Source organism: Halomonas tibetensis, assembly GCF_042643535.1.
In the GTDB taxonomy this organism is placed as follows: Bacteria; Pseudomonadota; Gammaproteobacteria; order Pseudomonadales; family Halomonadaceae; genus Halomonas; species Halomonas tibetensis.
Genome location: NZ_JBHRSQ010000012.1, coordinates 261283 through 286058 on the forward strand (window position 1 = coordinate 261283; position 24776 = coordinate 286058).

At 63.6% G+C, this 24776-nt stretch carries 18 protein-coding genes and 1 pseudogene; 12 read left to right on the forward strand and 7 right to left on the reverse strand.

Features of this window, described 5'->3' with window-relative positions; all coding sequences use genetic code 11:
• Positions 1–5: 5 nt before the first annotated feature.
• The 3 genes from ACFODV_RS10320 to dctP form a co-directional block, all read right to left on the reverse strand.
• Positions 6–1340 carry a TRAP transporter large permease gene (locus ACFODV_RS10320; RefSeq protein ID WP_379758627.1) on the reverse strand — a complete coding sequence of 445 codons (1335 nt, stop codon included), beginning with the start codon at positions 1338–1340 and terminating at the stop codon, positions 6–8.
• Positions 1341–1342: 2 nt separating this feature from the next.
• Complete coding sequence (locus ACFODV_RS10325; RefSeq protein ID WP_379758630.1) at positions 1343–1864, reverse strand: TRAP transporter small permease subunit; 522 nt, start codon at positions 1862–1864, stop codon at positions 1343–1345.
• A 71-nt stretch (positions 1865–1935) separates the two neighbouring features.
• The gene (dctP, locus tag ACFODV_RS10330; RefSeq protein WP_379758632.1) at positions 1936–2931 is read right to left on the reverse strand and encodes a TRAP transporter substrate-binding protein DctP; all 996 of its coding nucleotides are present in this window, start codon (positions 2929–2931) and stop codon (positions 1936–1938) included.
• Positions 2932–3105: 174 nt separating this feature from the next.
• Between dctP and ACFODV_RS10335 the strand changes: the two genes are divergently transcribed.
• From ACFODV_RS10335 to ACFODV_RS10350, 4 genes are all read left to right on the forward strand, one after another.
• Positions 3106–3789, forward strand: coding sequence for a GntR family transcriptional regulator (locus tag ACFODV_RS10335; protein WP_290798122.1), 684 nt, complete (start codon positions 3106–3108; stop codon positions 3787–3789).
• Between the two features lie 119 nt (positions 3790–3908).
• Complete coding sequence (locus ACFODV_RS10340) at positions 3909–4892, forward strand: TRAP transporter substrate-binding protein (protein WP_379758635.1); 984 nt, start codon at positions 3909–3911, stop codon at positions 4890–4892.
• Positions 4893–4907: 15 nt separating this feature from the next.
• A complete protein-coding gene (locus tag ACFODV_RS10345; RefSeq protein WP_379758638.1) occupies positions 4908–5489 on the forward strand; it encodes a TRAP transporter small permease in 582 nt (193 codons plus the stop codon).
• Complete coding sequence (locus ACFODV_RS10350; RefSeq protein WP_379758641.1) at positions 5486–6751, forward strand: TRAP transporter large permease; 1266 nt, start codon at positions 5486–5488, stop codon at positions 6749–6751. Before ACFODV_RS10345 ends, ACFODV_RS10350 begins: the two co-directional genes overlap by 4 nt.
• A 10-nt stretch (positions 6752–6761) precedes the next feature.
• On the opposite strand, the gene ACFODV_RS10355 is transcribed toward ACFODV_RS10350, so the two are convergent.
• Both ACFODV_RS10355 and ACFODV_RS10360 read right to left on the reverse strand, forming a co-directional pair.
• Positions 6762–6890: a putative transporter small subunit gene (locus tag ACFODV_RS10355; RefSeq protein WP_379758648.1), complete on the reverse strand. Its 129-nt coding sequence runs from the start codon at positions 6888–6890 to the stop codon at positions 6762–6764.
• 76 nt (positions 6891–6966) lie between these two features.
• Positions 6967–8670, reverse strand: a complete 1704-nt coding sequence (locus tag ACFODV_RS10360; protein WP_379758651.1) for a sodium:solute symporter family protein — start codon at positions 8668–8670, stop codon at positions 6967–6969.
• Positions 8671–9331: 661 nt separating this feature from the next.
• On the opposite strand from ACFODV_RS10360, the gene mntA reads away from it, so the two are divergent.
• From mntA to ACFODV_RS10375, 3 genes are all read left to right on the forward strand, one after another.
• A complete protein-coding gene (gene mntA, locus ACFODV_RS10365) occupies positions 9332–9748 on the forward strand; it encodes a type VII toxin-antitoxin system MntA family adenylyltransferase antitoxin (protein ID WP_379758654.1) in 417 nt (138 codons plus the stop codon).
• Entirely contained in the window at positions 9733–10152 is a 420-nt protein-coding gene (gene hepT / locus ACFODV_RS10370) for a type VII toxin-antitoxin system HepT family RNase toxin (RefSeq protein WP_379758657.1), read from the forward strand. Before mntA ends, hepT begins: the two co-directional genes overlap by 16 nt.
• Positions 10153–10251: 99 nt before the next feature.
• On the forward strand, positions 10252–11739 hold the full coding sequence (locus tag ACFODV_RS10375; RefSeq protein ID WP_379758660.1) for a protein adenylyltransferase SelO: 1488 nt from the start codon (positions 10252–10254) through the stop codon (positions 11737–11739).
• A gap of 131 nt (positions 11740–11870) precedes the next feature.
• Here ACFODV_RS10375 and katG read toward each other — a convergent pair whose 3' ends face one another.
• Positions 11871–14039, reverse strand: coding sequence for a catalase/peroxidase HPI (gene katG, locus ACFODV_RS10380; protein ID WP_379758663.1), 2169 nt, complete (start codon positions 14037–14039; stop codon positions 11871–11873).
• Between the two features lie 426 nt (positions 14040–14465).
• On the opposite strand from katG, the gene ACFODV_RS10385 reads away from it, so the two are divergent.
• Positions 14466–16427, forward strand: coding sequence for a sensor domain-containing diguanylate cyclase (locus tag ACFODV_RS10385; protein ID WP_379758666.1), 1962 nt, complete (start codon positions 14466–14468; stop codon positions 16425–16427).
• Between the two features lie 21 nt (positions 16428–16448).
• Here the strand turns inward: ACFODV_RS10385 and ACFODV_RS10390 are convergent, their stop codons facing one another.
• Positions 16449–17396, reverse strand: a complete 948-nt coding sequence (locus tag ACFODV_RS10390; protein ID WP_379758669.1) for a LysR family transcriptional regulator — start codon at positions 17394–17396, stop codon at positions 16449–16451.
• A 274-nt stretch (positions 17397–17670) separates the two neighbouring features.
• Between ACFODV_RS10390 and ACFODV_RS10395 the strand changes: the two genes are divergently transcribed.
• The 4 genes and pseudogenes from ACFODV_RS10395 to ACFODV_RS16805 all read left to right on the forward strand — a co-directional run.
• Positions 17671–19170: a CoA-acylating methylmalonate-semialdehyde dehydrogenase gene (locus ACFODV_RS10395; RefSeq protein ID WP_379758671.1), complete on the forward strand. Its 1500-nt coding sequence runs from the start codon at positions 17671–17673 to the stop codon at positions 19168–19170.
• 131 nt (positions 19171–19301) lie between these two features.
• Positions 19302–21149, forward strand: coding sequence for a sensor domain-containing diguanylate cyclase (locus ACFODV_RS10400; protein ID WP_379758674.1), 1848 nt, complete (start codon positions 19302–19304; stop codon positions 21147–21149).
• Between the two features lie 101 nt (positions 21150–21250).
• Positions 21251–21838, forward strand: coding sequence for a peroxidase-related enzyme (locus tag ACFODV_RS10405; RefSeq protein ID WP_379758677.1), 588 nt, complete (start codon positions 21251–21253; stop codon positions 21836–21838).
• Between the two features lie 585 nt (positions 21839–22423).
• A pseudogene (locus ACFODV_RS16805) lies at positions 22424–23827 on the forward strand (DEAD/DEAH box helicase family protein); the annotation flags it as partial.
• Positions 23828–24776 lie beyond the last annotated feature (949 nt).

Sequence of the window (24776 nt, forward strand, 5' to 3'; positions counted from 1 at the left end):
CTCCATTAGCCCATGATCAGGTTGGGTAGCCACAGGGCGATGCCCGGGAAGAGGCACAGCAGGAGAATTCCCAGGACCATGCAGAGCGCGTAGGGCAGGCTGCCCATGAGGATATCGCGCAGGGAGATATCCGGTGCGATCCCCTTGATGATGAACAGGTTGAGCCCTACCGGTGGCGTAATGAGGCCGATCTCCAGGTTGATGGTGAGGATCACCGCGAACCAGTAGGGGTCGAAATTGGCCGCCAGGATGATCGGCAGCAGGATCGGTGCGGTCATCACGATCACAGCCACCGGCGGCAGGAAGAAACCGGCTACCAGCAGGAAGACGTTGATGATGCCCATCAGCACCCAGCGGTTGACCTCCAGGTCGGCGATGGCACCGGCCACGGTCTGGGTAATGAACATGGAGGAGAGGGCGTAGGCGAACACCTCGGCGCAGGCGATGACCAGCATGATCATGACGCTCTCACGCAGCGAATCGCGCATGATCAGCTTGATCGGGTCTACCCGCCACATGCGGTAGATGAGAATCGCCAGGGCCAGGCATAGGAAGGCGCCGACGCCCGCGGCCTCGGAAGGGGTCGCCACGCCGCCGTAGAGAGCGAACAGGATGCCCGCCACCACGGCCAGAAAGGGCAGCACCCGCACCAGCGCCTTGAGATTGGCGTCGACGTTTTCCTTGACCGTCTGCTTCATGCGCTCTGCCCGCTGCGCCATGGGGTTGTTATAGCCCCCGGCCAGGCGGCAGGCGATCATTGTCCAGGCCATGAACAGTCCGGCCAGCATCAGGCCAGGCATCACGCCGGCGATGAACAGACGGCCGATGGAAGTCTCGGTGGAAATGCCATAGATGATCATGGTCACCGAGGGCGGAATCAGGATGCCCAGGGTGCCGCCGGCAGCGATGCAGCCGGCCGCGACGCCATCCGGGTAGCCTCGGGTGCGCATCTCGGGGATGCCCATCTTGCCGATGGCGGCACAGGTGGCGGGAGACGAACCGGAGAGAGCCGAGAAGATGGTGCAGGCGCCGATGTTGGAGACGGCCAGGCCCCCGGGCAGACGCCCCATCCACAGGTCCAGGGAGCGGTAGAGGTCGCGCCCGGTGGGCGACGACGCCACGGCGGCGCCCATCAGGATGAACATCGGGATGGCCACGAAGCCGAATTCGGCGATCCTGTCGAAGAAGGTCTCGCCGAAATAGGTCAGCTCCGGCAGGCCGCGGTCATAAAGCAGCGCAACCAGCGAGACGCCGCCCAGGGCGAAGGCGATCGGGGTGCCAATCGCCATCAGCACGATCAGCGCGATGGCAACGATGATTCCCAGGGTGATCGGATCCATGCTCAGTTCTCCCCGCGCAGGATTTCGGCGACGTACTGCAGGCTGAGCAGCGTTGCCCCGACGGCCATCGGCATCAGGCCCGGCCAGAGAGGAGGATTCCATACCGTTCCGGTGGTCCAGCCGCCCTCCCAGGCTTCCCAGACGTAGATCCAGGCGGCGTAGGCAAGGGCGCTGCAGAAGGCCAGCCCGACAAGAGCGGCGACCAGCCGCATGGCTTTGCGGGCCAGGCCACCCAGGGCGTCAGGCAGGATGGTGATGGCGACGTGGCCGCCGGTCATCAGCACATAGGGGCTGCCCAGCAGCATGGCGCCGGTGACGGAGAAAACGGTGAACTCGGTCTGCCAACTGGTGCTCATGCCCAGCAGGTAGCGGGTGAAGACCATCTGGCAAATGACGACGACACCTGCGATGAACAGCAGGGCCGCCAGGTAGGCCGTGGCTCGGGATGCCCGATCCATCAGGCGTATGTAGCCGCCGATCGGGCCGCGGCGAGCGGCGATCTGGTGTGAGGAGGAGGTTGCCATGGTTCCCTCGGGAGTGAGGTGGAGGCGGCCACCCTGCGGGGTGGCCGGTCAGTCGGTGGTCACTCGATGGCTTACTCGACGGCCAGGGCGGCGTCGATGATGGCCTGTCCGTTGGGAACGTTCTCGGCGAAGTTCTTGTAGGAGGTTTCCCGAGCGATATCGAGCCAGGCGTTGTAGTCGTCCTCGCTCATGCGCACTACCTCGACGCCGTTCTCCTCGTAGGCCTCGACCATCTGGCGGTCGATGTTCGCCGCCTCGGCGGCGAAGAACGCCTCGGCCTCCTGGCCGGCCTCGGTCAGCGCGGCCTGCTGCTCTTCGGTAAGACCCTGCCACACCTGCTCGGAGATCAGGATCGGCTCATACATGAACCACAGGGCAAAGTCGCCCGGCTCGGTCAGGCAGTCCACTTGCTCGTAGAGGCGGAAGGAAACGAACGACATCGAGGAGGTGTTGGCGGCGTCCAGAACGCCAGTTTGCATGGCGGTGTAGATCTCCGACGACGGCATGGAGGCGATGGAGGCACCGGCGGCTTCCAGCATCTGCTCGAAGGCGGGCCCGGCGGCACGGAAGTTCTGGCCCTCGACGGTGTCGGGAGACGTGATGCAGCGCTCGCTTGAGGCAAAGCCGCCCGACAGCCAGGCATCGGACAGCACGCGGGCGCCGCCGTCGAGAATCACCGCCTTGATCATCTCCATGTACTCGGAGTCGTTGAGACGGGCGGCGTGCTCATGGTTGCGCACCAGGCCTGGCATCAGGGTGGCGGAAAACTCCGGGTGACGGCCGCTGGCGTAGTCGAGAGGCAGGGAGGTGATATCCAGGCGGCCACGGGTCAGGGCGCCCCACTGCTCGCGGGCCTTGAACAGCGACTGGCCGGGATAGACCTCGATCGTGAGGCCAACGTCGGCTTCTTCCACGTGCCGGGCCATCATCTGGACCATTTCATCCCGGACGTCACCCTGGCCCCCGGGGAACTGGTGGGAGGCTCGCAGGACGGTGTCGGCCGAGACGGAGCTGGCAGCGATGGCGATGCCCAGAGCGGCAACGGCGGGTAGAGTATGGCGGTTCATTGGGCGTCTCCAGCATTGTTGTTGTGTGCTTGGTATTTTTTGTGATGTTTATCAGCGACGCTGATGTATATATCAATAGTCTTGACATATGCTACTGTCAAGGCGGTGACACGTATTTCGGGCTTAAATACGTTTATTATGAAGCCCCGGCGGCTTGATCAAGGGAGGTGTCGCATGACGGGTGCCAAGCGCTCCAGCGCACAACGACTCAGGGACGCACTGGAGGATGACATCATCAACGGGCGCCGAGCGCCGGGAGAGCGCCTCGACCCCGAGGCGCTGGGGCAGGAGTTCAGTGTCTCGCGCACACCGGTGCGGGAGGCGATCCAGCAGCTGGTGGCGAGCGGACTGGTGACGGTCTCGCCCAAGAAAGGCACTTTCGTGGCCCGGGTGGGGATCGAGGCGCTGATCGAGATGTTCGAGGTGATGGCCGAACTGGAAGGAATGTGCGGTCGCCTCGCCGCGCGGCGCATCAGCGAGGTGGAGCTCGCTGCCCTGAAGGAGGCCCATGCCCGTTGCGATGCCGCCGCCCGGGCGGGTGACCCCGACGAGTACTACTACGAGAACGAGGGGTTTCATGCCTGTATCTACGCGGCTAGCCATAACGGCTTTCTGGCCAGCGAGGCCCGCCAGCTCAAGCAGCGGCTGAAGCCTTACCGGCGCTTGCAGCTGCAGGTTCGCCACCGGATGAACACTTCGCTGGACGAGCACCAGGCCATCGTCGATGCCATCGCCGGCGGGGAGGCCGAGCGAGCCGAAGCGCTGCTGCGTGAGCACGTGCTGATCCAGGGCGAACGCTTCAGCGATTTTGTGGCCAGTGTGCGTCGTTTCGAGAACCCGCTCAGCGGCACGGGGTGAGTAGCCCGGGCGCGAATGGATGCCATCAACGCCTCGCCTGCGGTAATCTCGTTAGCCTGACAACCACAGGAACGGGTCGCCCTGGGCGCCCGCCCACGCTGGACTGACACGAGGCTCTCATGAATCGACTCAAGACGCTGACCCTGGCCGTGGCCGCTACCGCACTGGCCGCTTCAACACTGACCGCCCAGGCACGGGACTTCCGCCTGGGGTTGATCACCCCGCCGCAGCATATGTGGAGCACCGAGGCCGAGGCCTTCGCCGATAGCCTCCACGAGCGCTCCGATGGCGAGCACAGCGTCAGCGTGTTCCCGGCCCAGCAGTTGGGCAATGAAGCGCAGATGGTGCAGCAACTGCAGACAGGGGCGCTCGATATGGCCTTTCTGACCATCGCCGAGATCTCCAACCGCATCCCTGACTTCGGCGCTCTCTACGCCCCCTACCTGGTAGATGGCGTGGACCACGCCGCGCGTCTTCTGCGCTCAGACACCGCCGCCGAACTGCTCGAGCTGATGCCCGCCGAAGTGGGCCTGGTGGGGGTCGGCTACGGCATGGTAGGCATGCGCCAGGTACTCAGCCGCGATCCGATCGAGAGCATGGACGACATGCGCGGCCAGCGTCTGCGCATCACCCCCTTCGAGCCGATCCGCGACTTCTATACGGCCACCGGTGCGGCGCCGGCACCCATGCCGCTGCTCGAGGTCTATGACGCCCTGGCCAACGGCCAGGTCGATGCCATCGACATGGACTTCGATTCGATCCTGATCCTCAAGTTCTATGAGCAGGCCAACAACCTGTTGATTTCCAATCATATGATGTTCCCGATGGTGGGCGTGGTCTCAGGCCGGGTGTGGCGCGAGCTCTCCGCCGAGGACCGCGAGCTGATCGAGACCACCATGGCCGAGCACCTGGAGAACGTGCTGACTGGCTTCCAGGAGATGGACGCCGCCCAGGAGGAGGAGATCCGCGGTCTGGACCTCAATATCGTCGAGGCCGACGCCGAGTTTTTCAGCGAGGCCATCGTCGAATGGGAGGCCACCTGGGCCGAGAAAGCCCCCATGCTCGAGGCGCTTCGCGAGGAAGCCGAGCGCCTGCGCCAGTAAGCGGAAGAAGAGCCGATGCTGTCACGCCTCTCCGACTGCCTGGCCCGCTTGGAAGAGATCGCCGCCGCCGCCCTCGCGGCGGCGGTCACCTTGCTGATCCTGGTCAACGTGGCCTTTCGCGCCGCGGGCAGCCCGCTCTACTGGATCAGCGAGCTCGCCATCTACGCCATGATCTGGATGACCTTCCTGATCGCCGGGGCGGTGCTCAAGCGTCGCCGGGGCATCGCCGTCACCCTGGTGGCCGATGCCCTGCCGGGCTTCGGCCGCCGGCTGCTGATGGCGCTGGTGGATCTCGCCGTGTTGGTCTTCGCGGTGCTGCTGCTATGGCTTTGCTGGCGCTGGTACCAGCCGCTGGAACTGGCCCGGCTGGGGTTTGACTTCGGGGCCTTCCAGAGGGAAACCTTCAACTTCATCTATGCCGAGAACACCTCGACGCTGGGCATCAAGAAGTTCTGGGTGTGGCTGATCCTGCCGTGGTTCGCGCTGTCGCTGACCTTTCACGGGCTGGTCAACCTGGGCTCCGCCCTGCGTGGTCTGGGTGACCCGGTCGAGGCTCACGGGGCTCCACAAAATGAGCCGCCAGGGGCCAGCCAATGACCGTCGCGGTCTTTGTGCTGCTGCTGCTCGGCGCCGTGCCCATCGCCCTGGTGCTGGCGCTGACCGCCATGGCCTATATCCAGGTCTCGGGCAACAGCGTGCTCTTCGAGTCCTATCCCCAGCAGCTGTTCGCGGCGATAGAAAGCTACGGGCTGCTGGCGATCCCGCTGTTCATGCTGGCCGGCGAGCTGATGAACGAGGGCGGCGTGACCCGTCGGCTGATCGACCTGGCGCGGCTGCTGGTAGGCGGCTTCCGCGGGGGGCTGGCCTATATCAACCTGGTGGCCAACATGATGATGGCGGCGATCATCGGCTCGGCCGCCTCGCAGATCGCCATCATGTCGCGTGCCATGGTGCCGGCCATGGAGAAAGAGGGTTACAGCCGCTCCTATGGCGCGGCCATCACCGCCGCGGGTGGGCTGCTCTCGCCGATCATTCCACCCTCGATGCTGTTCGTGCTGTTCGGTGTGATGGCCCAGGTGCCCATCGCCGAGATGTTCATCGCCGGCATTCTGCCCGGGCTTCTGCTGGGCTTCAGCTTCTTCTTGACCATCGCCGTGGTGGGGCTGGTTCAGCAGTATCCCAAGGGACGTTGGCCTAGCCGCACCGAGGCGATGCGGGCGCTGGCCATGGGGCTGCCGGCGCTGTCCATTCCGCTGATTATCATCGGCGGCATTCTGCTGGGCCTGGCCACGCCCACGGAATCCGCGGCGCTGGCTTCATTGGCCGCGCTGCTGCTTGGGCGCTTTCTTTACGGCGACCTGAGATTCGCCATGCTGCCCACGGTGCTCAAGCGCACCGCGGTGAATGCCGGGCTGGTGATCATGCTGATTGCCGCCGCCGGGGTCTTTGGCTGGGTGATCGTCTACGAGCGGCTGCCGCAGATGGCCGCGGCCTGGATCGCTGCGCTCACCACCGACCCCTTCCTGTTCCTGCTGCTGCTGATCGGCGTGCTGCTGCTGGTGGGGATGATCATCGATGGCATCGCCGCTCTGATTCTGGTGGTGCCGATCCTGCTACCCATTGCGACCCAGCAGTTCGGTATCAGCCCCTATCAGTTCGGCGTGGTGGTCTGTCTGACCCTGGTGCTGGGGCTGCTCACCCCGCCGGTGGGGGCGGGGCTCTATATCGCCTCCTCGATGACCGGTGCCCCGCCGATGCGTATCTTCCGTTCACTGTTGCCCTTCCTATTGGCGAGCCTGGTCACCCTGGTACTGCTGGCCTGGCAGCCGTGGCTGACCACTGCGCTGATCGGGCGCTGATTAGCGCGGTTTAAACCAGGTCACGGTGTTCCTCTTTCGCCTTGCGACGATCGCGCATCACGGCGCGGATGATCACTATCAGCACGACAAGAGTGAGAGCGGGCCAGATCAGTACATAGAAGCCATAGAGTGCCGTCATGTTCGGTCTCCTTGTGTTATTTGCGGCGGTGCCGGCGGGCCGGCACCGCGCGGGTGGCAGGTGGCGAGGTCGCGTGTCAGCGCGGAGACGTCAGGCTGGCGGAGGCGTGATAGGCCTCGCCGCCCGGGGCCTTGGGCGTCTCCACGTGGGTGTCGTAGTCGCCCACTCGCTCTCGGATGGTGTCGAAATCGAACGCCGGCTGGCGGCTCATCAGGCTCATCGCCACGCAGACCAGCGTGCTGGCGCCATAGGCGGTCAGCGAGGCCAGCAGCACGGTGTAGTCGCGCAGGAAGCCGGTGGCAAAGACCAGCATCGCCACCAGCGCCAGGGCGGCGGCGATGAAGCCGGCGGTGCGGCCCAGGAAGCCAAATACCATCAGGCCGATGATCACGCCGCCACCGATGCTGGCCAGCAGCTCGAAGAACAGGCCGCTGGTGCCGCTCAGGGGCAGCAACTCGAAGCGCGCCAGGCAGAACAGCACCATGGCGACCAGCACCGAGGTAGTGAAGGCCTGGTTGGTGACCCGGTCCCAGAAGCAGCTGGCGATCACCGGGAAGACGATGGCCCCCCACAGCGCGCCGACGAATACCAGCATCACCAGGATATCCAGCGAGAAGCTGGCGAAGACGATGCCCACCACGGTGGCCACGATCATGGTCAGGCGACCCACCAGCAGCATGCGCTTCGGGTCGGCCTTGCCGCGGGCGATGTTCTTGCCATAGACGTCGGCCATCATGATCGCCGACAGCGCCGAAAGGTCGGAGTCGGCGGTGGAGGAGAGCGCGCCGATCACCAGGACGAAGAATAGCGCGATGAACAGCGGCGGCAGGTAGCCGGAGACCATCTGCGGGATCAGGTTGTTCATGTCGCCATCGATCGGCTGCACGCCCAGGGTCAATGCCATCAGGCCGATCATGCCCAGGCCGATGACGATGGCGCCATAGCCCACGGTGGCGGTGAGGAAGGTCGGCTTGATGTGCGCTTCGTTCACCGCGAACAGGCGCTGGGAGATGGTCTGGTTACCGATGGCGTAGGCCAGCACGGCAACGAAGAAGGGCGCGCCCTGATTGAGAATGGCGTCCATGGAGAAGAGGTTGGCCTGCTCGGCGGTCAGGTTGTCGAGCCCGGCTACCAGTTCGCTGGGACCGCCCATGGCGAAGAACACCGCGGGAATGATCACGATGGCAATGGCCATGAGCGCCACCAGCTGGGCGAAGTCGGTCATCACCGAGGCGCGGAAGCCGGACCACAGGGTGTAGAGCAGCACCCCGCCCCCGGCGATGATCACCCCGGCCTGGAAGGAGAGCGGCGAAAGCACCGAGACCAGCGCACCGGCGGCGGTGAAGTTGACCATCAGACTGATCACGCTGCCCAGCACGTTGGAGAGCGCCAGGATCAGCTGGCTGGAAGAGCCGTGGCGGGCGTGGATCAGCTCGCCCAGGGTGTGGGCGTCGGGCGCCAGCTTCCTGAAGCGCCGGCCGAAGGGGTAGATGAACAGGATCATCAGTGCCCCCCACAACCCGTAGTGGATGGGGCCCGAGACGCCGTAGGTGTAGCCGGAGGTGGCCGCGGCGTAGAAGGAGGCCGCCCAGATCCAGGTGGCGGTCATGCTGGCCGCCCCCATGCCGAAGCCGACGCGGTGGTTGGAGACCATGAAGGCGTCGGCATCTTCGTTCTTCTTGCGGATGCCGAGTGTCATCAGGTAGGTGCCGCCGTAGAAGGCGACCAGCAGCAGAATGACGGTCAGGGACGAGAACTGGTATAGCGATTCGCTGTTCAAGGGGTGTCACTCGATAGGTGGATAGGACGCGTCGCTACATGTCGGCCAGGCGACATGCGTGACGCAGTGACGGAGATCATGGGTGCCATGGGCCGGATCGAGACGCAGTACCCCCCGAGTACTCGAGCAGAGCCCTGCGAGCACTGAAACGGGAAAGCGTCCAGGTTATTGGCCGTGCACGGCACAGAATGCTGCGGCAGCGGCATTACTCCCGTGCGGGGAGGCTGGGTGGCGGGCGGCGAGGCATGCACCGTCCTTCATCGGCGTAGTGACGAGACAAGTGGCGAGACATGGATGTCTTCTCTAGCGGTGGCGTCCACGACGAGCCGTCGAGAGTGCCGGTGATCCAGTCTGCGGTACGGCAAGACCGGGCTGGTCAGGGCTCTGCCCAGGGCCAGTCGGTGATCTGTTGTAGGAGTTATGCCCGATCAAGGGAAACACGACCCTACTCGCCTGAGCGGCTCATGTCCAATTTGTTCCGATTTAGAAGTTAAATGTCTTCATTTTCTTCGAATTTCTGGTTTTGTTGTCAGGCGGCCAGGCGCCTGGTCGATCTGATTCGCGAGTAGCTCTCGCCGGTAGAGAGATGAGGCAGTCGTCAAGCAGGGTGAGCCCTCAAGAGGTACAATGAATTCACTTCCGAGACGGCGAGGTCGAGACCATGCAGGCCGGGCAGAATGACGAGGATCATGAGCGTCATCGAGCGATTCTGAATGCGCTGGCGCCATTTGATGAGATCGGGCAGGTGGTGCTTTTTGGCTCGATTGCAAAGGGTATGGGCCGGCCCGACAGCGACCTCGATATTGCCGTGGAAAGCAGGCGGCCGCTGACCAGCGCGCAGAAGATCGACATGATCGAGGCGCTGGCCTTGGCGTCCTCACGACCGGTGGATCTGGTCGACCTCAGAACCGCTGGCCAGCCGTTGCTGACTCAGATCGTGGTGTCCGGCGTTCGCTTGAAGGGCAGCGATTCGGCCTGGGCTGGGCTGGTCTATCGCAACATCATCGACAACGAGGACTTCGTGCCTCTGCAGCAGAGGATCCTTAGGGCGAGGCAGGCCGCATGGATCAACCCTTGATCAACCAGAAACTGGAGTCGCTAAGGCGTTGTGTTGCGCGCTTGGAGAGCCGCAGTCCGGAGAGTGTCGAGGAGCTGGAGACGGATCTGGATGTTCAGGATATCCTGGCCCTCAACCTCACTCGTGCCGTCCAACTCTGTGTCGATATCGCCTCTCACTGGATTGCCGAGCATCACGAACTGATGTCTCCCATCACCATGGGCCAGAGTTTCGAGGTGCTGGCGGAACGTGGTGTGATTAGCCGTGAGTTGGCCGATGACATGCGTAAGTCGGTGGGCTTCCGGAATATCGTAGTGCACAACTATGAAACGGTGAATTGGGAGGTGGTGTTCACCATCTGCCATGACCACCTCGACCAGTTCAGACAATTTGCCGGCGTTTTTATGGACCCGGCGCTGCGCTGAGCGATTGCAGACACATCGGTGATGACTCGAAAGGGATAAGCCTGAGCGTTATACTCGGGTATGCGTTCATTCTGCGCTATCCCGCCGACCGGAGCCGCCATGTTTCCCGCGTTCACCCTGCGCTACGCCCGCCTTCCCGAACACTTCTTTGTGCGTTTCGACCCCGTGCCGGTGCCTGCGCCGCGCCTGGTGGCCTTCAATCGGCCCCTGGCCGAGGAGCTGGGCTTCGATCTCATGCGGTTAGATGAGGCGCGGTTAGCCGAGTGGTTCTCCGGCAACGCCGTGCCACAAGGCGCCGAGCCCGTTGCCCAGGCCTATGCCGGCCATCAGTTCGGCCACTTCAACCCGCGGCTGGGCGACGGTCGGGCGGTGCTGCTGGGCGAGGTGACCGACCGCGAGGGTCGGCTGCGCGACATCCAGCTCAAGGGGGCGGGGATGACGCCCTTCTCCCGGGGCGCTGACGGCCGAGCACCGCTGGGCCCCGTGCTGCGTGAATACCTGGTGAGCGAGGCGATGCATCGGCTCGGGGTGCCCACCACACGGGCCCTGGCCGCAGTGACCAGCGGCGAGCGGGTGTTCCGGCGGGTGCCGGAGCCCGGCGCCGTGCTGACCCGCGTCGCCGCCAGCCACCTGCGGGTGGGCACCTTCCAGTACTTCGCCGCCCGCGACGACCGGGAGGCGGTCAGGACACTGGCCGATATGGCCATCGAACGCCACTATTCTGCACTGACCCCGGAACTGACCCCGGAACTGGCGAAGGGAGAGCGTTACCTGGCGCTGCTGGAGGCGGTCTCCCAGCGTCAGGCGGCCCTGGTGGCGAAGTGGATGGGCCTGGGCTTCATCCACGGGGTGATGAACACTGACAACTGCACCATCTCGGGGGAGACCATCGACTACGGCCCCTGCGCCTTCATGGAGGCCTACTCGCCGACCATGGTATTCAGCTCCATCGACGAACAGGGGCGCTATGCCTACCAGAACCAGCCCTGGCTCGCCCAGTGGAATCTGGCACGCCTGGCCGAGACCCTGATTCCGCTGCTCCACGACGACCAGGAGCGTGCCGTGGAGCTAGCCACCGAGGTGATCAAGCGCTACGAGTCGCTGTATGAAGCACAGTGGCTGAAGACGATGCGCGAGAAGCTGGCGCTGAAGCGTGAAGAGGAGGGCGACCGCGAACTGGCCGAGGCCTTCCTCGAGATTCTCGCGGCCGGCCGTGCCGACTTCACCCTGGGCTTTCGCCGTCTATCCGAGGCCGTGGAGGCGGATGCCTCCGGATTGGCCGAGCTCTTCGAGAACGACAGGGCGCTGCAGGAGTGGCTGCCGCGCTGGCGAGAACGGCTGGCCCGGGAGGACGTTCCCGGAGAGGCGATCAGCGCGCGGATGAGAGCGGTCAATCCGCTCTACATTCCCCGCAACCACCAGGTGGAGCGGGTGATCGCCGCGGCCGCCGAGCACGACGACTTCACTCCCTTCGAGGCCCTGCGCCAGGTGCTGGCAGAGCCCTTCACCGAGCAGCCCGGCCACGAGGCTTACGCCCAGCCCGCGCCGCCCACCGAGCGTGTGTTCCGGACTTTCTGCGGGACCTGACGTCGGCAACATCGCGATTCGACGAACCGGCGTGGTGTCGATCTCACAAAAAGACGCCCGGGGGTTTTCCCCGGGCGTCTCTGTCTTGTCTACCGCCTGGCCGGGCGCGAGTCCCGGCCGTACTATCGGTGCTACGCGATGTCGAAGCGGTCGGCGTCCATCACCTTGCTCCAGGCCTTGACGAAGTCCTTCACAAACTTCTCCTGGTTATCGTCCTGGGCGTAAACCTCGGCGTAGGAGCGCAGGATGGAGTTGGAACCAAACACCAGATCGACGCGGGTTGCGGTGAACTTGGTGTTGCCGGTCTTGCGGTCCACGATGTTGTAGGCGTTCTTGCCCGTGGCCTCCCAGCGGTTGGCCATGTCGGTCAGATTGACGAAGAAATCGTTGGTCAGCTGGCCAACGCGATCCGTGAACACACCGTGGCCGGTGCCACCGTAGTTGGTGCCCAGCACTCGCATGCCGCCAAGCAGGACAGTCATTTCCGGCGCGGTCAGGCCCATCAGCTGGGCGCGGTCCAGAAGCATCTCCTCCGGCTTGACCGCGTATTCTTTCTTCTGCCAGTTGCGGAAGCCATCGGCCAACGGCTCCAGGGGCTCGAAGGACTCGGCATCCGTCATGTCGTCGGTGGCATCGCCACGACCCTTGTGGAAGGGAACGTGAACGTCAAAGCCTGCGGCCTTAGCGGCCTGCTCGATGCCCAGGTTGCCGCCGAGCACGATCACGTCGGCGATGCTGGCACCGGTGTCAGTGGAAATCTGCTCGTAGGCCTTGAGCACTTTCATCAGGCGGTCCGGCTCGTTGCCTTCCCAGTCCTTTTGCGGGGCCAGGCGGATACGGGCACCGTTGGCGCCGCCGCGCATGTCGGAGCCTCGGTAGGTGCGGGCGCTGTCCCAGGCGGTAGCGACCAGCTCGTGGATGCTCAGGCCGGCGTCGGCGATCTTCTCCTTGACCACCTCTTCGATGTAGTTGGTCTCGCCCTGGGGAACCGGGTCCTGCCAGATCAGGTCTTCGGCCGGTACGCCTGGACCGATGTAGCGTGACTTGGGACCCATGTCACGGTGGGTCAGCTTGAACCAGGCACGGGCGAAGCAGTCCTTGAAATAGTCGGGGTCTGCCATGAATTTTTCGCAGATCGCCCGGTATGTCGGGTCCACTTTCATGGCCATGTCCGCATCGGTCATGATCGGGTTGCGGCGAACGGACGGATCGGTGGTGTCGACCGGCTTGTGCTCTTCCTTGATGTCGATCGGCTCCCACTGCCAGGCGCCGGCGGGGCTCTTCTTGAGCTCCCACTCATAGCCGAACAGCAGGTCGAAGTAGCCCATGTCGAACTGGGTCGGGTTGGTGGTCCAGGCACCTTCGAGACCGGAAGTGACCGCGTTGGTCGCCTTGCCGTCCAGGTTCGGGTTGTGCCAGCCGAGACCCTGTTCATGAACGTCGGCACCTTCCGGCTCCGGCCCAAGCGCTTCGGCGTCGCCGTTACCGTGGGTCTTGCCCACGGTGTGACCGCCAGCGGTGAGGGCGGCGGTTTCTTCATCGTTCATCGCCATGCGCGCAAAGGTCACGCGGACCTGTTCGGCGGTCTTCTGGGGATCCGGCACGCCGTTCACGCCTTCCGGATTGACATAGATCAGACCCATCTGCACCGCTGCCAGCGGGTTTTCCATGGTGTCGGGTTTGTCGACATCCTCATAGCGCTCATCGGACGGCGCCAGCCACTCCTTTTCTGCCCCCCAGTAGATGTCTGTCTCCGGGTGCCAGATGTCTTCGCGACCATAGGAGAAGCCAAAGGTCTTGAAGCCGAAAGATTCATAAGCCACGTTGCCGGCCAGAATAAACAGGTCGGCCCAACTGATCTTGTTGCCGTACTTCTTCTTGAGCGGCCACAGCAGACGGCGTGCCTTGTCCAGATTGCCGTTGTCCGGGAAAGAATTCAGCGGTGCGAAGCGCTGGTTGCCGGTGCCGGCGCCCCCGCGGCCATCAGCGAGACGATAGGTACCCGCTGCGTGCCACGCCAGGCGAATCATCAGGCCGCCGTAGTGGCCCCAATCCGCGGGCCACCACTCCTGGCCGTTGGTCATCAGCTCGTGCATGTCCTTTTCAAGCGCGTCGTAGTCGAGCTGCTTGACCTGCTCGCGATAGTCGAAGTCCTCACCCATGGGGTTGGTCTTGCGATCATGCTGGTGGAGGATGTCCAGCTTCAGAGACTCCGGCCACCAGGAGGTGACGTCCGCCTTTTGCTGCGTGTTGCCGCCGTGCATTACCGGACATTTGCCGGTGTTCTGCTGATCACCCATATCGCTCTCCAATCATGTCTGCTTTTTTGTACCTACCACCGTTATAGACGATGGCGGTTTGCCGGGACAATGGACCCCTTCAAACCCCTGACCACCAGATGGCCTAGGCCGTGATCCAACGTCCTTATCCTTCCAAACTACTCTTGATGGATCTATTAGCACAATGCGAGTTTGCCGACTGTGTCGATAGCGAATCTTTATCGCCTCGAGCCTCGCGAACGGGCACTACCCGCCTGACAAGCTGATGCTCCAGCCAGAGTTGAGAGGAAGCCGTTGCACCTGTAGTAAAATGAGGATTTGTGACATTTGTAATGACTCGCCTTCGGGAATCCAAGAGGACATCCCGGTAGGTCATGCCTACGTCGAGCTGGAGGTGGCTTGCTCAAACGGTTGATACCCGGCGTCCTCAGGAGGCGACTTGATACTATGCAGGGACGACTGCTGGTAGGGCTGGTGGCGACCTGGCTGGTCATCATCGGGCTGCTGCTGGGCGTTGCCTGGGGGATCGGTCAGACGCTGGTGCGAGACGCTAACGTGACTCATCTGGGCTATCAGGCGGAAATGCTGAGCCGAGCTCTCCAGGACCGCATTGACCAGCGCTTCAATGCGCTGTCGCGTTTCACCGATCAGCTCGCCGAAGGAACGGACGCGGAAATCGCAGGCCGTTTGAAGGGCAATCGCAGTCTTCTGGCCGATTTCGAGGGAGTCGTGATCATCGGTGCCGATGGCGTGGTGATCGCGGACCTGCCCGAGGTGGCAGGCCGCATTGGCCTTGAGACCTCGTCCCGGGAGTTTTTCCCGATGATGCGGCACTCTCCCTGGCCCCTCGTCAGTCGCCCCTTCATGGGTCGGGCCAGCCTGCAGCCACTGGTAATGATGCTGGTACCTCGCTTCACCGTGGACGGCGAGTTCGACGGCATGGTGGGCGGACTTCTGAATCTGGCCCATGGCCAGTTCTTCCGCAGCATTGCCTCTCAGACCTTTCAGCATCAGGGCCACGTGGCGATCTTCACGGCCGAGGGCGAGCCGATATTCGTACCAGATTCCCTGACAGGGCATGTCAAGACGCTGCAGCGCCTGAACCCGGAGGACTTTCAGCTGGCGCTGGACGGCTGGCAGGGCGAAACCCGCCACGAACTGGATGGCGAGAGCATGCTGGTGGCCTATCGACAGGTGTGGCAGGCCGACTGGGTGGTGGCCTTGATGATGCCCCGTCGCTCGGTGATAGCTCCCCTGCACGCCTTCCTGGAGCGGCTGTGGTGGACCTGGCTGGTGGCGGCCCTGCTGATGCTGCTGGTCACCCGCTGGTGGGTCCGCCGCCAACTCACGCCGCTGCATCGTCTGGAGCAGCAGATTGCTGAAATCGGCTCTGGCGCCCGCCAGCAACTGGCCCTCTCGACCAGCCTGCGTGAACTGATCCAGGTATCTGATGCCTTCAACCACCTGGAGTATGAGCGTAGCGAGGCACTGTACCGGTTGCGTGAGCGCGAGGCTTTTCTGAACGCCATCCTGGGGTCGACGCCGACCGGCATGTTCGTTGCCGATCTCAAAGGGGATGTCACCTACCTGAACGACGCACTGTTGGCGATGCTGGGGCTTGGCTCGGTGGCCTCGACCGATGACCTTTGGCAGCATATCCACGAGGATGATCTGGAAGATGCACGCGACCTGTGGCGACATGCACTTCGCCAGGGTTCCGACTTCCTGCGGCAACTGCGCATGCGGGACAGCGACGGCGAGGTGCTCTGGGTCGAGGTGCATGCCAGCCTGGTGCGGGGAAGCGACAAGCCGCTAGGGATTGTGGGCACGGTAAAGGACATTACCGAACGGCGGCATCAGGAAGCGCTGCGGCGCTGGGAGGCCGAGCACGACCCCTTGACGGGCCTGCTTAATCGGCGCGGTTTCGAGCGGCGCCTGGAAGAGGCCCTGGCCGACTTCACCAAGACCGGCACGCCTTCGGCACTTATCCTGTTCGATCTGGACCATTTCAAGCCCGTCAACGACGAGGGCGGGCATGCCCTCGGCGACGAACTATTGCGACGCGTGTCCCAGGTGGTGGCCTGGGAGACCCGTGGGAGTGATCACCTGGGGCGGCAGGGCGGTGACGAGTTCGGGCTGCTGCTGCCGAGCTGTACTCAGGAGCATGCCGAGAGAATTGCTGAGTCATTGCGCGATGCCATCGCCCGGGTCAGCGTTAGCCAGGCCGAAAAGGAATATTTCGTGACCGCCAGCATCGGGCTGACCCAGTTTCTGGATGGCGATGACTCGATCGCCACGGTGCTGGCCCGTGCCGATGCGGCCAGCTATGCGGCCAAGCACGGGGGGCGCAATGCGGTGGTGGTGCATCGTGATTGGGTCGAGCGCGAAGCCGACAGCAGCGTTTTCTGACGCATCGCCGTTGGCTGTCGCTCAGCTGTCGTGAGCGGGTAGCGTCAGTTCCCTGATCTCGCCCATGAGGAAGGCGCGATTGATCTCCAGCGCTTCGCGCAGGAAGTTCCACAGCAGCCTCACCCTCGCCAGCCGGCGCTGCTCCTGGCGGGCGGTGATCCAGAACTGACGGTCGATCGCCACCTCGTCTTCGAGGACGTTCACCAGAGTCCCGGAGGTGCTGGCCATGAAGCAGGGCAGCACGGCCAGGCCCGCTCCGTGCAGGCAGGCGGCGTGCTGGGTGGTCACGCTGGTGCTGCGAATGGCGAAGTGAGGCCCGGGATGGCCCACCACCGCGGGGTCGAGCAGGGGCTCCAGATAGCTGAGCTGCTCGCTGAAGATCAGGTCGTCCACGTAGCCCACCAGGCGATGCTGACCCAGCTCGGCGACCCGACCCGGTCGGCCGAAACGGGTCAGGTAGCCCTCGCTGCCATAGAGCCGCAGCCGATAGTCACACAGCCGTGAGATCACTAGACCCGGGCTTACGGGGCGCTCCACGGTGATGGCCAGGTCCGCCTCGTGGCGACTCAGGTTGACCACCCGGGGCAGGGCGAGCAGGTCGAGGGTGACGCCGGGGTGGCGTTCACAAAAGGCCGAAAGCAGGGGGGCGATCACCCAGGTGCCGAAACCTTCGGTTACCCCGAGGCGGATCTGTCCGCTAATCTGGTGATTCTTGTCGGTGAGGCTCTCGCCGGCCTCGGAGGCGTGGCGAGCCATCTCCTCGGCGTGGGCGAGCAGCTGCTGGCCGGCCTCCGTCAGGTGGTAGCCGTGGGTGCTGCGCTCGAAGAGCTGGGTGTTGAGTTTCTGTTCGAAGCGCCGGGTGCGCCGCGACAGGGTGGAGTGATCGAGCCCCAGCCGACGGGCGGCATCGGTGAGCCGCTGGCTGCGTGCCACCTCGAGAAAGATCTGGATGTCCTGCCAATCGAGCATGGGGTCTCCGGGGGGTGGCGGATCACGAATGAGCTGCTTGTGCGTCAGTGCACAAGCAATGTGCCCGAGTGCCAGTTGTCACACCATCCGACCTCTGGATAGACTCCAGCCTATCTACTTCCGTGTTTATATACACACAAAGTCTAATGTCGGGGGAATCCGCGGCAAGGTTCATCCGAAGAGCCCACCCCTGTCAGCAACCGCACTGCGACGCGAAAGCGACGCTAGCGATAGCGAAATTATCGATAGCGAAATTATAAAGAGGAGCACGTCCATGTCAGTCCGCGAAATCCCCATGTATATCGATGGTCAGCCCGTCCATTCCCAGAGCCAGGAGTGGCGCGACGTGGTCAACCCGGCCACCCAGGAAGTCGTCGCCCGGGTGCCCTTCTGCACCCCCGAGGAGGTCGAGCGCGCCGTGGCCAGCGCCAAGGAGGCCTTCAAGACCTGGCGCAAGGTCCCGCTGGGCAAACGCATGCGTATCATGCTCAAGCTCCAGGCGCTGATCCGCGACAACACCGCCGAGCTGGCCGCACTGATCACCGAGGAGCACGGCAAGACCCTGCCCGACGCCGAGGGTGAGGTGGGCCGCGGTCTGGAAGTGGTGGAGCATGCCTGCTCGATCACCTCCCTGCAGCTGGGCGAGCTGGCCGAAAACGCCGCCAGCGAAGTGGACGTCTACACCATGCACCAGCCCCTGGGCGTGGGTGCCGGCATCACCGCCTTCAACTTCCCGATCATGCTGCCCTGCTTCATGTTCCCGCTGGCCATTGCCACCGGTAACACCTTCGTGCTCAAGCCCTCGGAGCAGGACCCCAGCTCCTCCATGCGCCTGGTCGAGTTGGCCCACGAGGCCGGCGTGCCGGCCGGGGTGCTCAACGTGGTCCACGGCGGCCCGGATGTGGCCAACCAGATCGCCGACCATGCCGATATCAAGGCGCTCTCCTTCATCGGTTCCACCCACGTGGGCACGCTGCTCTACAACCGCGCCGGCGCCGCCGGCAAGCGCATGCAGTCGATGATGGGTGCCAAGAACCACTGTGTGGTGATGCCCGACGCCAACCGCAGCCAGGCCATCAACAACCTGCTGGGTTCCGCCTTCGGTGCCGCCGGCCAGCGCTGCATGGCCAACTCCGTGGTGGTGCTGGTGGGCGAGGCCCGCGAATGGCTGGACGATATCGTCGAGGGCGCTCGCAACATGAAGGTTGGTCCCGGCACTCAGCGTGATGCCGACCTGGGGCCGCTGGTTTCCCCGCAGGCCAAGGAGCGCGTCGAGCGCCTGATCAGCGCCGGTGAAAAGGAGGGCGCGAAGCTGATGGTCGACGGCCGCGGCTGCCAGGTGGAAGGCTACCCGGAGGGCAACTTCGTCGGCCCGACCCTGTTCGCCGACGTGACGGCGGAGATGACCATCTACCGCGAGGAGATATTTGGCCCGGTGCTGTGTGTGGTGAGCGTCGAGACCCTCGACGACGCCATCGCGTTCATCAATGCCAACCCCAACGGCAATGGCACCTCGATCTTCACCAACTCCGGCTGGGTGGCGCGCCGCTTCGAGACCGATATCGACGTCGGCCAGATCGGCATCAACGTACCGATCCCGGTGCCGGTCGCCTACTTCAGCTTCACCGGCTCCCGGGCTTCCAAGCTTGGCGATCTGGGGCCCAACGGCAAGCAGGCCATCGCCTTCTGGACCCAGACAAAGACCGTCACCGCGCGCTGGTTCGAGCCGGAGAACGTCTCCAGCGGCATCAACAGCACCATCTCGCTGGGCTGATTCTTCCAGCGCTTTGACCCGGCGGCCCCGTCTCGAGAGAGGCGGGGCCGACTGCGTTGATGGCCCCGGTCGCGCGGTAAAACGAAGCTGCTACAGTGTCCGGATCGTACGGATACGATACCGGAGCTCTCGTGACCCGCCGTTCCTTCCTTCTGCCGTCGGCCCTGGCCGTCTGGCTACTGTTTGCCTGTCTGCTGGTGTCACCGGCCCAGGCCGCCATCGATGTGACGCAGTCGCCCGGTCAACTCGATCTGGGCCCGCACGTGCAGTTGCTGGAGGACGCGGAGCGCGAGCTCGACATCGCCGATCTGCTTGCCCGGGATGAGACGCTGCCCTGGTGGCCCTCGGGCCAGGAGACGATCAACTTCAGTTTCTCCGACTCGGCCTGGTGGCTGCAGGTGGAGCTCTCCAACACCGGTGAGGGCCAGGTGCGTCGGCTGCTGGAGCTCGGCATGCCGCTGCATGACTATCTGGACGCCTGGGTGGTCGACGAAGCGGGGGAGGTGGTCGAGGCGTGGCAGACCGGCGATCGGCGGGCCTTCGACTCCCGCCCCGTGGCGCACCGCACCTTCGTGCTGCCCATCCCGCTGCCGCCCGGCGAGACGCGCCGCCTGGTGCTGCGGCTGGACACCCACGACGGCCTTTACGACGCCACGCCGCTCTACCTGATGAGCGACGGCAGCTTCCTGCAGAAATCGCAGCGTGAGCTGATGGCCTTCAGCCTCTACTTCGGCGCCCTGCTGGCGCTGATGATCTTCAATCTGCTGCTCTACCTGGCCATCCGGGAGCGCAGCCTGCTGCACTATGTGGTCTACCTCGGCACCTTCTTCGTACTGATGTTCACCGCACGGGGCTTTGCCTTCCAGTACTGGTGGCCGAACTGGCCCACCTTCAATAACCAGATGCTGCCGCTGACCATTGGCCTCTTTGCCGTCACCCTGAGCGTGTTCAGCATCAGCTACCTCAATCTGCAGCAGCATGCGCCCCGCCTCTCGCGTGCGCTCCTCGCATTGGCAGGCCTGTGCCTGGCGGGTTCGCTGCCGGCGCTGCTGGGGCACTATGCCCTGGTGTTTCGCGTCATGATCCCCGCTGCCATCCTGCTCTCCTCGCTGATGCTCGCGGTGGCCGTCTGGCGCAGCTGGCTGGGCGACCGTCTGGCGCAGATCTTCCTGGTGGCCTGGTGCGTGCTGCTGGTGGGGGTGTCGCTCTACTTTCTGCGGGTGGCCGGGGTGCTGCCCTACAACTTTTTTACCGAATACGCCGTGCAGGCGGGGTCGGGCCTGGAGTTCCTGCTGCTGGCTCTCGGGCTGGCCTACAAGATCAACCTGCTCAAGAACGAGAAGCTCACCGCCGAACGTGCCACCCATGAGCTGCATCGCTCACACAGCAAGCAGCTGGAGCTCGAGGTGGCCGAGCGCACCCGCGAGCTCGAGGCCGCTAACCGGCGGCTCGCCGCCATGGCCCGCACCGACCCGCTGACCGGCCTCCTCAACCGCCGCCAGTTCCATGAGCTGGTCGACGAGGAGTTGCAGCGCCGCCGCCGTCGCGGCCTGCCGCTGCTGTTCGCCGTGATGGATATCGATGCCTTCAAGGCCTACAACGACACCTACGGCCACCAGGCCGGCGACGAGGTGCTCGTCCAGGTGGCCGGCCTGCTTGGAGCCCACTTCCGCCGCGCCGGCGATCGGCTGTTTCGGTTGGGCGGAGAGGAGTTCGGCCTGCTGCTGGAGGCCGATACCCTGGGCGAGGGTCGGAACGCCATTGAAGCCTTCCGGCAGGCCCTCGAGGATCTCGCCATACCCAATGAGCAGGCCGAGACAGGCGTGGTTACTGCCTCGTTCGGTCTGGTCTGCTGCACCGACTACCAGCGCGTGCCGGATGCCCAACGGCTCTATCGGGAAGCCGACGAGGCGATGTACGAAGCCAAGGAGCGCAGCCGCAATCGGGTGGTGACCCGCACCATCCTCGAGGAGACGTGAGGGGTGTGCCGGCAGGTTGCGACGTTGGTCCGCATGGACAGTGAATTGACGTTGACGTTAACTGTAGCGACAGGACAACAACCATAACCTACGGAGTCGCCATGACCACGCCGATCAGCCACTTTCCCATTCCCGAGTCGATCCAGGACCTGCCCGAGGACATCCGCGACGCCATGCTGGCGGTGCAGGAGAAGGCGGGGTTCATCCCCAACGTCTTCCTGATGTTGGCCCACCGCCCAGCCGAGTTCCGCGCCTTCTTCGCCTACCACGACGCCCTGATGGAGCGGGAGGCCGACACCCTCACCAAGGCCGAGAAGGAGATGATCGTGGTGGCCACCAGTGCCCGCAACCAGTGCCTCTACTGCGTGGTGGCCCACGGTGCGCTGGTGCGTCTGTACAGCAAGGACCCGCTGCTGGCCGACCAGGTGGCCATCAACCACCGCGTCGCCGGCCTGAGCGAGCGTCACCGGGTGATGATCGACTTCGCGATGCACAGCGGCCTGGAGGTGGGCGAACTCACCGAAGCGTGGCAGACCCGCCTGCTCGAGGTCGGCTTCACCCAGGACGACATCTGGGACATCGGCGCCATCGCCGCCTTCTTTGGCATGTCCAACCGCCTGGTCACCCTGGCCGGCACGCCGCCCAACGAGGAGTTCTACCTGATGGGGCGGGTGCCGCGGGAGAAGTAAGATGCGCCGACCTTGTGGGAGCGCAGGTTTCCTGCGCGAAGGCGGGGGGCACCCAATATGAATTAATTGCTGGTACCTTGAATTGCCAACGGAAGGGGATAAACGGGGTAATGCATGGATCGGCTACCTGAAGGTTTGTATGAACGGCTCCTCGATGAAGAGCTTAAGACGCAGCTCGTTGCGCATCCCGAACTGAAGCCAGTGCTCCGCTCACTAGACGATGAGACGGCCCCCCATGCCTACGCTCAGTTTATTAGCCAGCTACTTAAGCAAGCGTTGAGAATAATTGACTTCAGCGAACGGCTGCCGCTTCTTAACCGCATTATCGAGCTGGTCTCTGCCACCGACGGGCTCGACTATCTGACCCGCAAGCGGTTACTCAGCACCGACAAGTCGATGCTGACAGAAGTCGGGAGCGGCAAGGAGCCACTGCCTCGGCCGCATACGCCTCTTGCCATCAGCGCGTTGCTAACTGGATTGGGCCATGACCCGCCGCTGGAGCATGAGTTGCGAGCGGAAATGGCCACGGCCGATGGGGTCGATATCCTGGTCTCGTTTATCAAATGGTCGGGCCTTCGGCTGCTGATGCCGGCCTTCGAGCGACTTGCCGAGCGCGGCGTGCCGGTCCGACTCATTTCGACCAGTTACATGGGCGCCAGCGACCCGGCAGCGCTGGAGTGGCTGACCCAGCAGCCCAATGTCACTGTGCGCGTCTCATACGACACCGGTGGCACCCGGCTGCATGCCAAGGCTTACCACTTTCGCCGAAAAAGCGGCTACTCCACCGGCTATATCGGCTCGGCGAACATGTCCCATTCGGCGATGAGCCAGGGGCTGGAGTGGACCGTTAAGGTGACTGCCCAAGACATGCCGCATATCCTTGAGCGTTTCGAGGCGGAGTTTGCCGCCTATTGGGAAAGCGACGAGTTTGAACGCTACACCCAAGAGGACTTCGTTCGATTTCGCCAGGCTATCGCAGCACACAAGGAACGCGACCGCAGCGGAGCTCTGTTTTTCGCCGACATTACGCCTCGGCCATTCCAGCTACGAATTCTGGAAGCCCTCGACGCGGCACGTCAGCGTGGCTCCTATCGAAATCTGGTAGTAGCGGCCACTGGTACAGGGAAGACCGTGATTTCTGCGCTGGACTATCGGCGAGTCTGCGAGCATGAGGGACGCCAAGTGCCACTGCTGTTCGTGGCCCACCGTAAGGAGATCCTGGAACAGGCTCAGGCCTGTTTTCGAACCGTGCTGCGAGACCAGAACTTCGGCGAGCTGTGGGTAGGCGGAGAGTCTCCATCTGAGCACCGTCATCTATTTGCCTCGGTGCAGACACTCAATCGTCAGCGGCCCTGGGATCGCCTTGGGGCTGAGCACTTTTTCCACGTAGTCATCGATGAGGCCCATCACGGCACCGCCAGCAGCTACCGGGCGCTGTTCGATAATCTCAAGCCCAAACTGCTGTTGGGGCTGACTGCCACGCCGGAGAGGATGGATGGCAGTAGCATCCTTCCTGATTTTGATGGTGACTTCGCTGCGGAGATTCGCCTTCCGGAGGCACTGGAAGAAAAATTGCTATGTCCATTCCACTATTTCGGTGTTAGCGATAGCGTCGATCTCAGTGATGACAATCTATGGCGCAATGGCCGCTATGACGCTCGTCAGATTCAGAATCTGCTGACCGGTGACGACTTTCTCGCCAAGCAGCGGGTGGATACCGTTCGGCAGGCCCTCGAGCGCTACCAGCCTAACTTGGAGGGCATCCGTGCGGTGGGATTCTGCGCGGGTGTGCGTCACGCTGAGTACATGGCTGACTGCTTCAACAGGCTGGGTGATGAGTACCGGTCCGCTGTACTGGTTGGAGAGACGCCGCCTGAGCTGCGATCAGAGCGGCTGCGGGAGTTTCGGGAGGGAAAGCTGCCGTTTCTGTTTACCGTGGACGTGCTCAGCGAGGGTGTCGACGTACCGGATATTAATCTCGTGATGTTCCTTCGACCTACTGAGAGTTTGACGGTGTTTCTCCAGCAGTTAGGACGTGGGTTGCGTCATGCGCCAGGTAAAGAGTGCCTGACCGTGCTGGATTTTGTGGGACAGACCCACCGACGCTACCGGCTGGACACGCGATTCACCGCTTTGCTCTCAGGACGGAGACAGCGGTTAGATCGGGAGGTGGAAGCCGATTTCCCGAGCCTGCCGCCCGGCTGCAGCATTCAGCTCGAGCGGGTGGCGCGAGAGCATGTGCTTAGTAAGATTCGGGCGGTGCTGAGTGACCTGAATCAATTCATTCCCGAGACGCTTCGTACTTGGCCTGACGAGGTGGGTAAACCGCTCACCTTTGGCCGCTTCCTGGAAGTGACGCGCCTGTCTCCGGTTCAGGTATTGGCGCGACGCAGCTGGTCGGAGTGGAAGGCGCTGGCCGAGCGGCGTTCACCTCCCGATGACCCTGATCTCGACCAAGTGCGAAAGGCGCTGCCGCGTATTGCCCTACGTAGCGATCCTGAGCTTCTTAAAGCCATTGAAATCCTGGGTGCCCCGGATGGCGGCGTTGAGGAGGCTTTGGGGCGCTATGACATCGCCCAGCAAACGGCTCTGCACTATTTGCTGTGGGGACGAAAGGGCGGTCTGGTGGGCGTGAATAGTCTCGGCGAATCGTTGCAGAAGTGGCGTGACAATCCCAGCGTGGCGGCGGATGCCGCGGAGATTGCCACCTGGAGGCGTGCCCACCAAAGTGTGCCGCTGCGACAGTTGGATGATCTGCCTTTCACCTGCTCCCTGCTGCTACACGGCGCCTATGGCACTGCCGAGATCAAGGCAGGGCGGTCTCAAGTTCCAAGCGCAACACTATTGAAGGGTGCTCGGGCCACTAACCGATTTCTTGAGCACCTCGGCGTAAACTTCCAGCGGCGTGCGCCAGTCCAATGTCTTGCGCGGCCGCGTG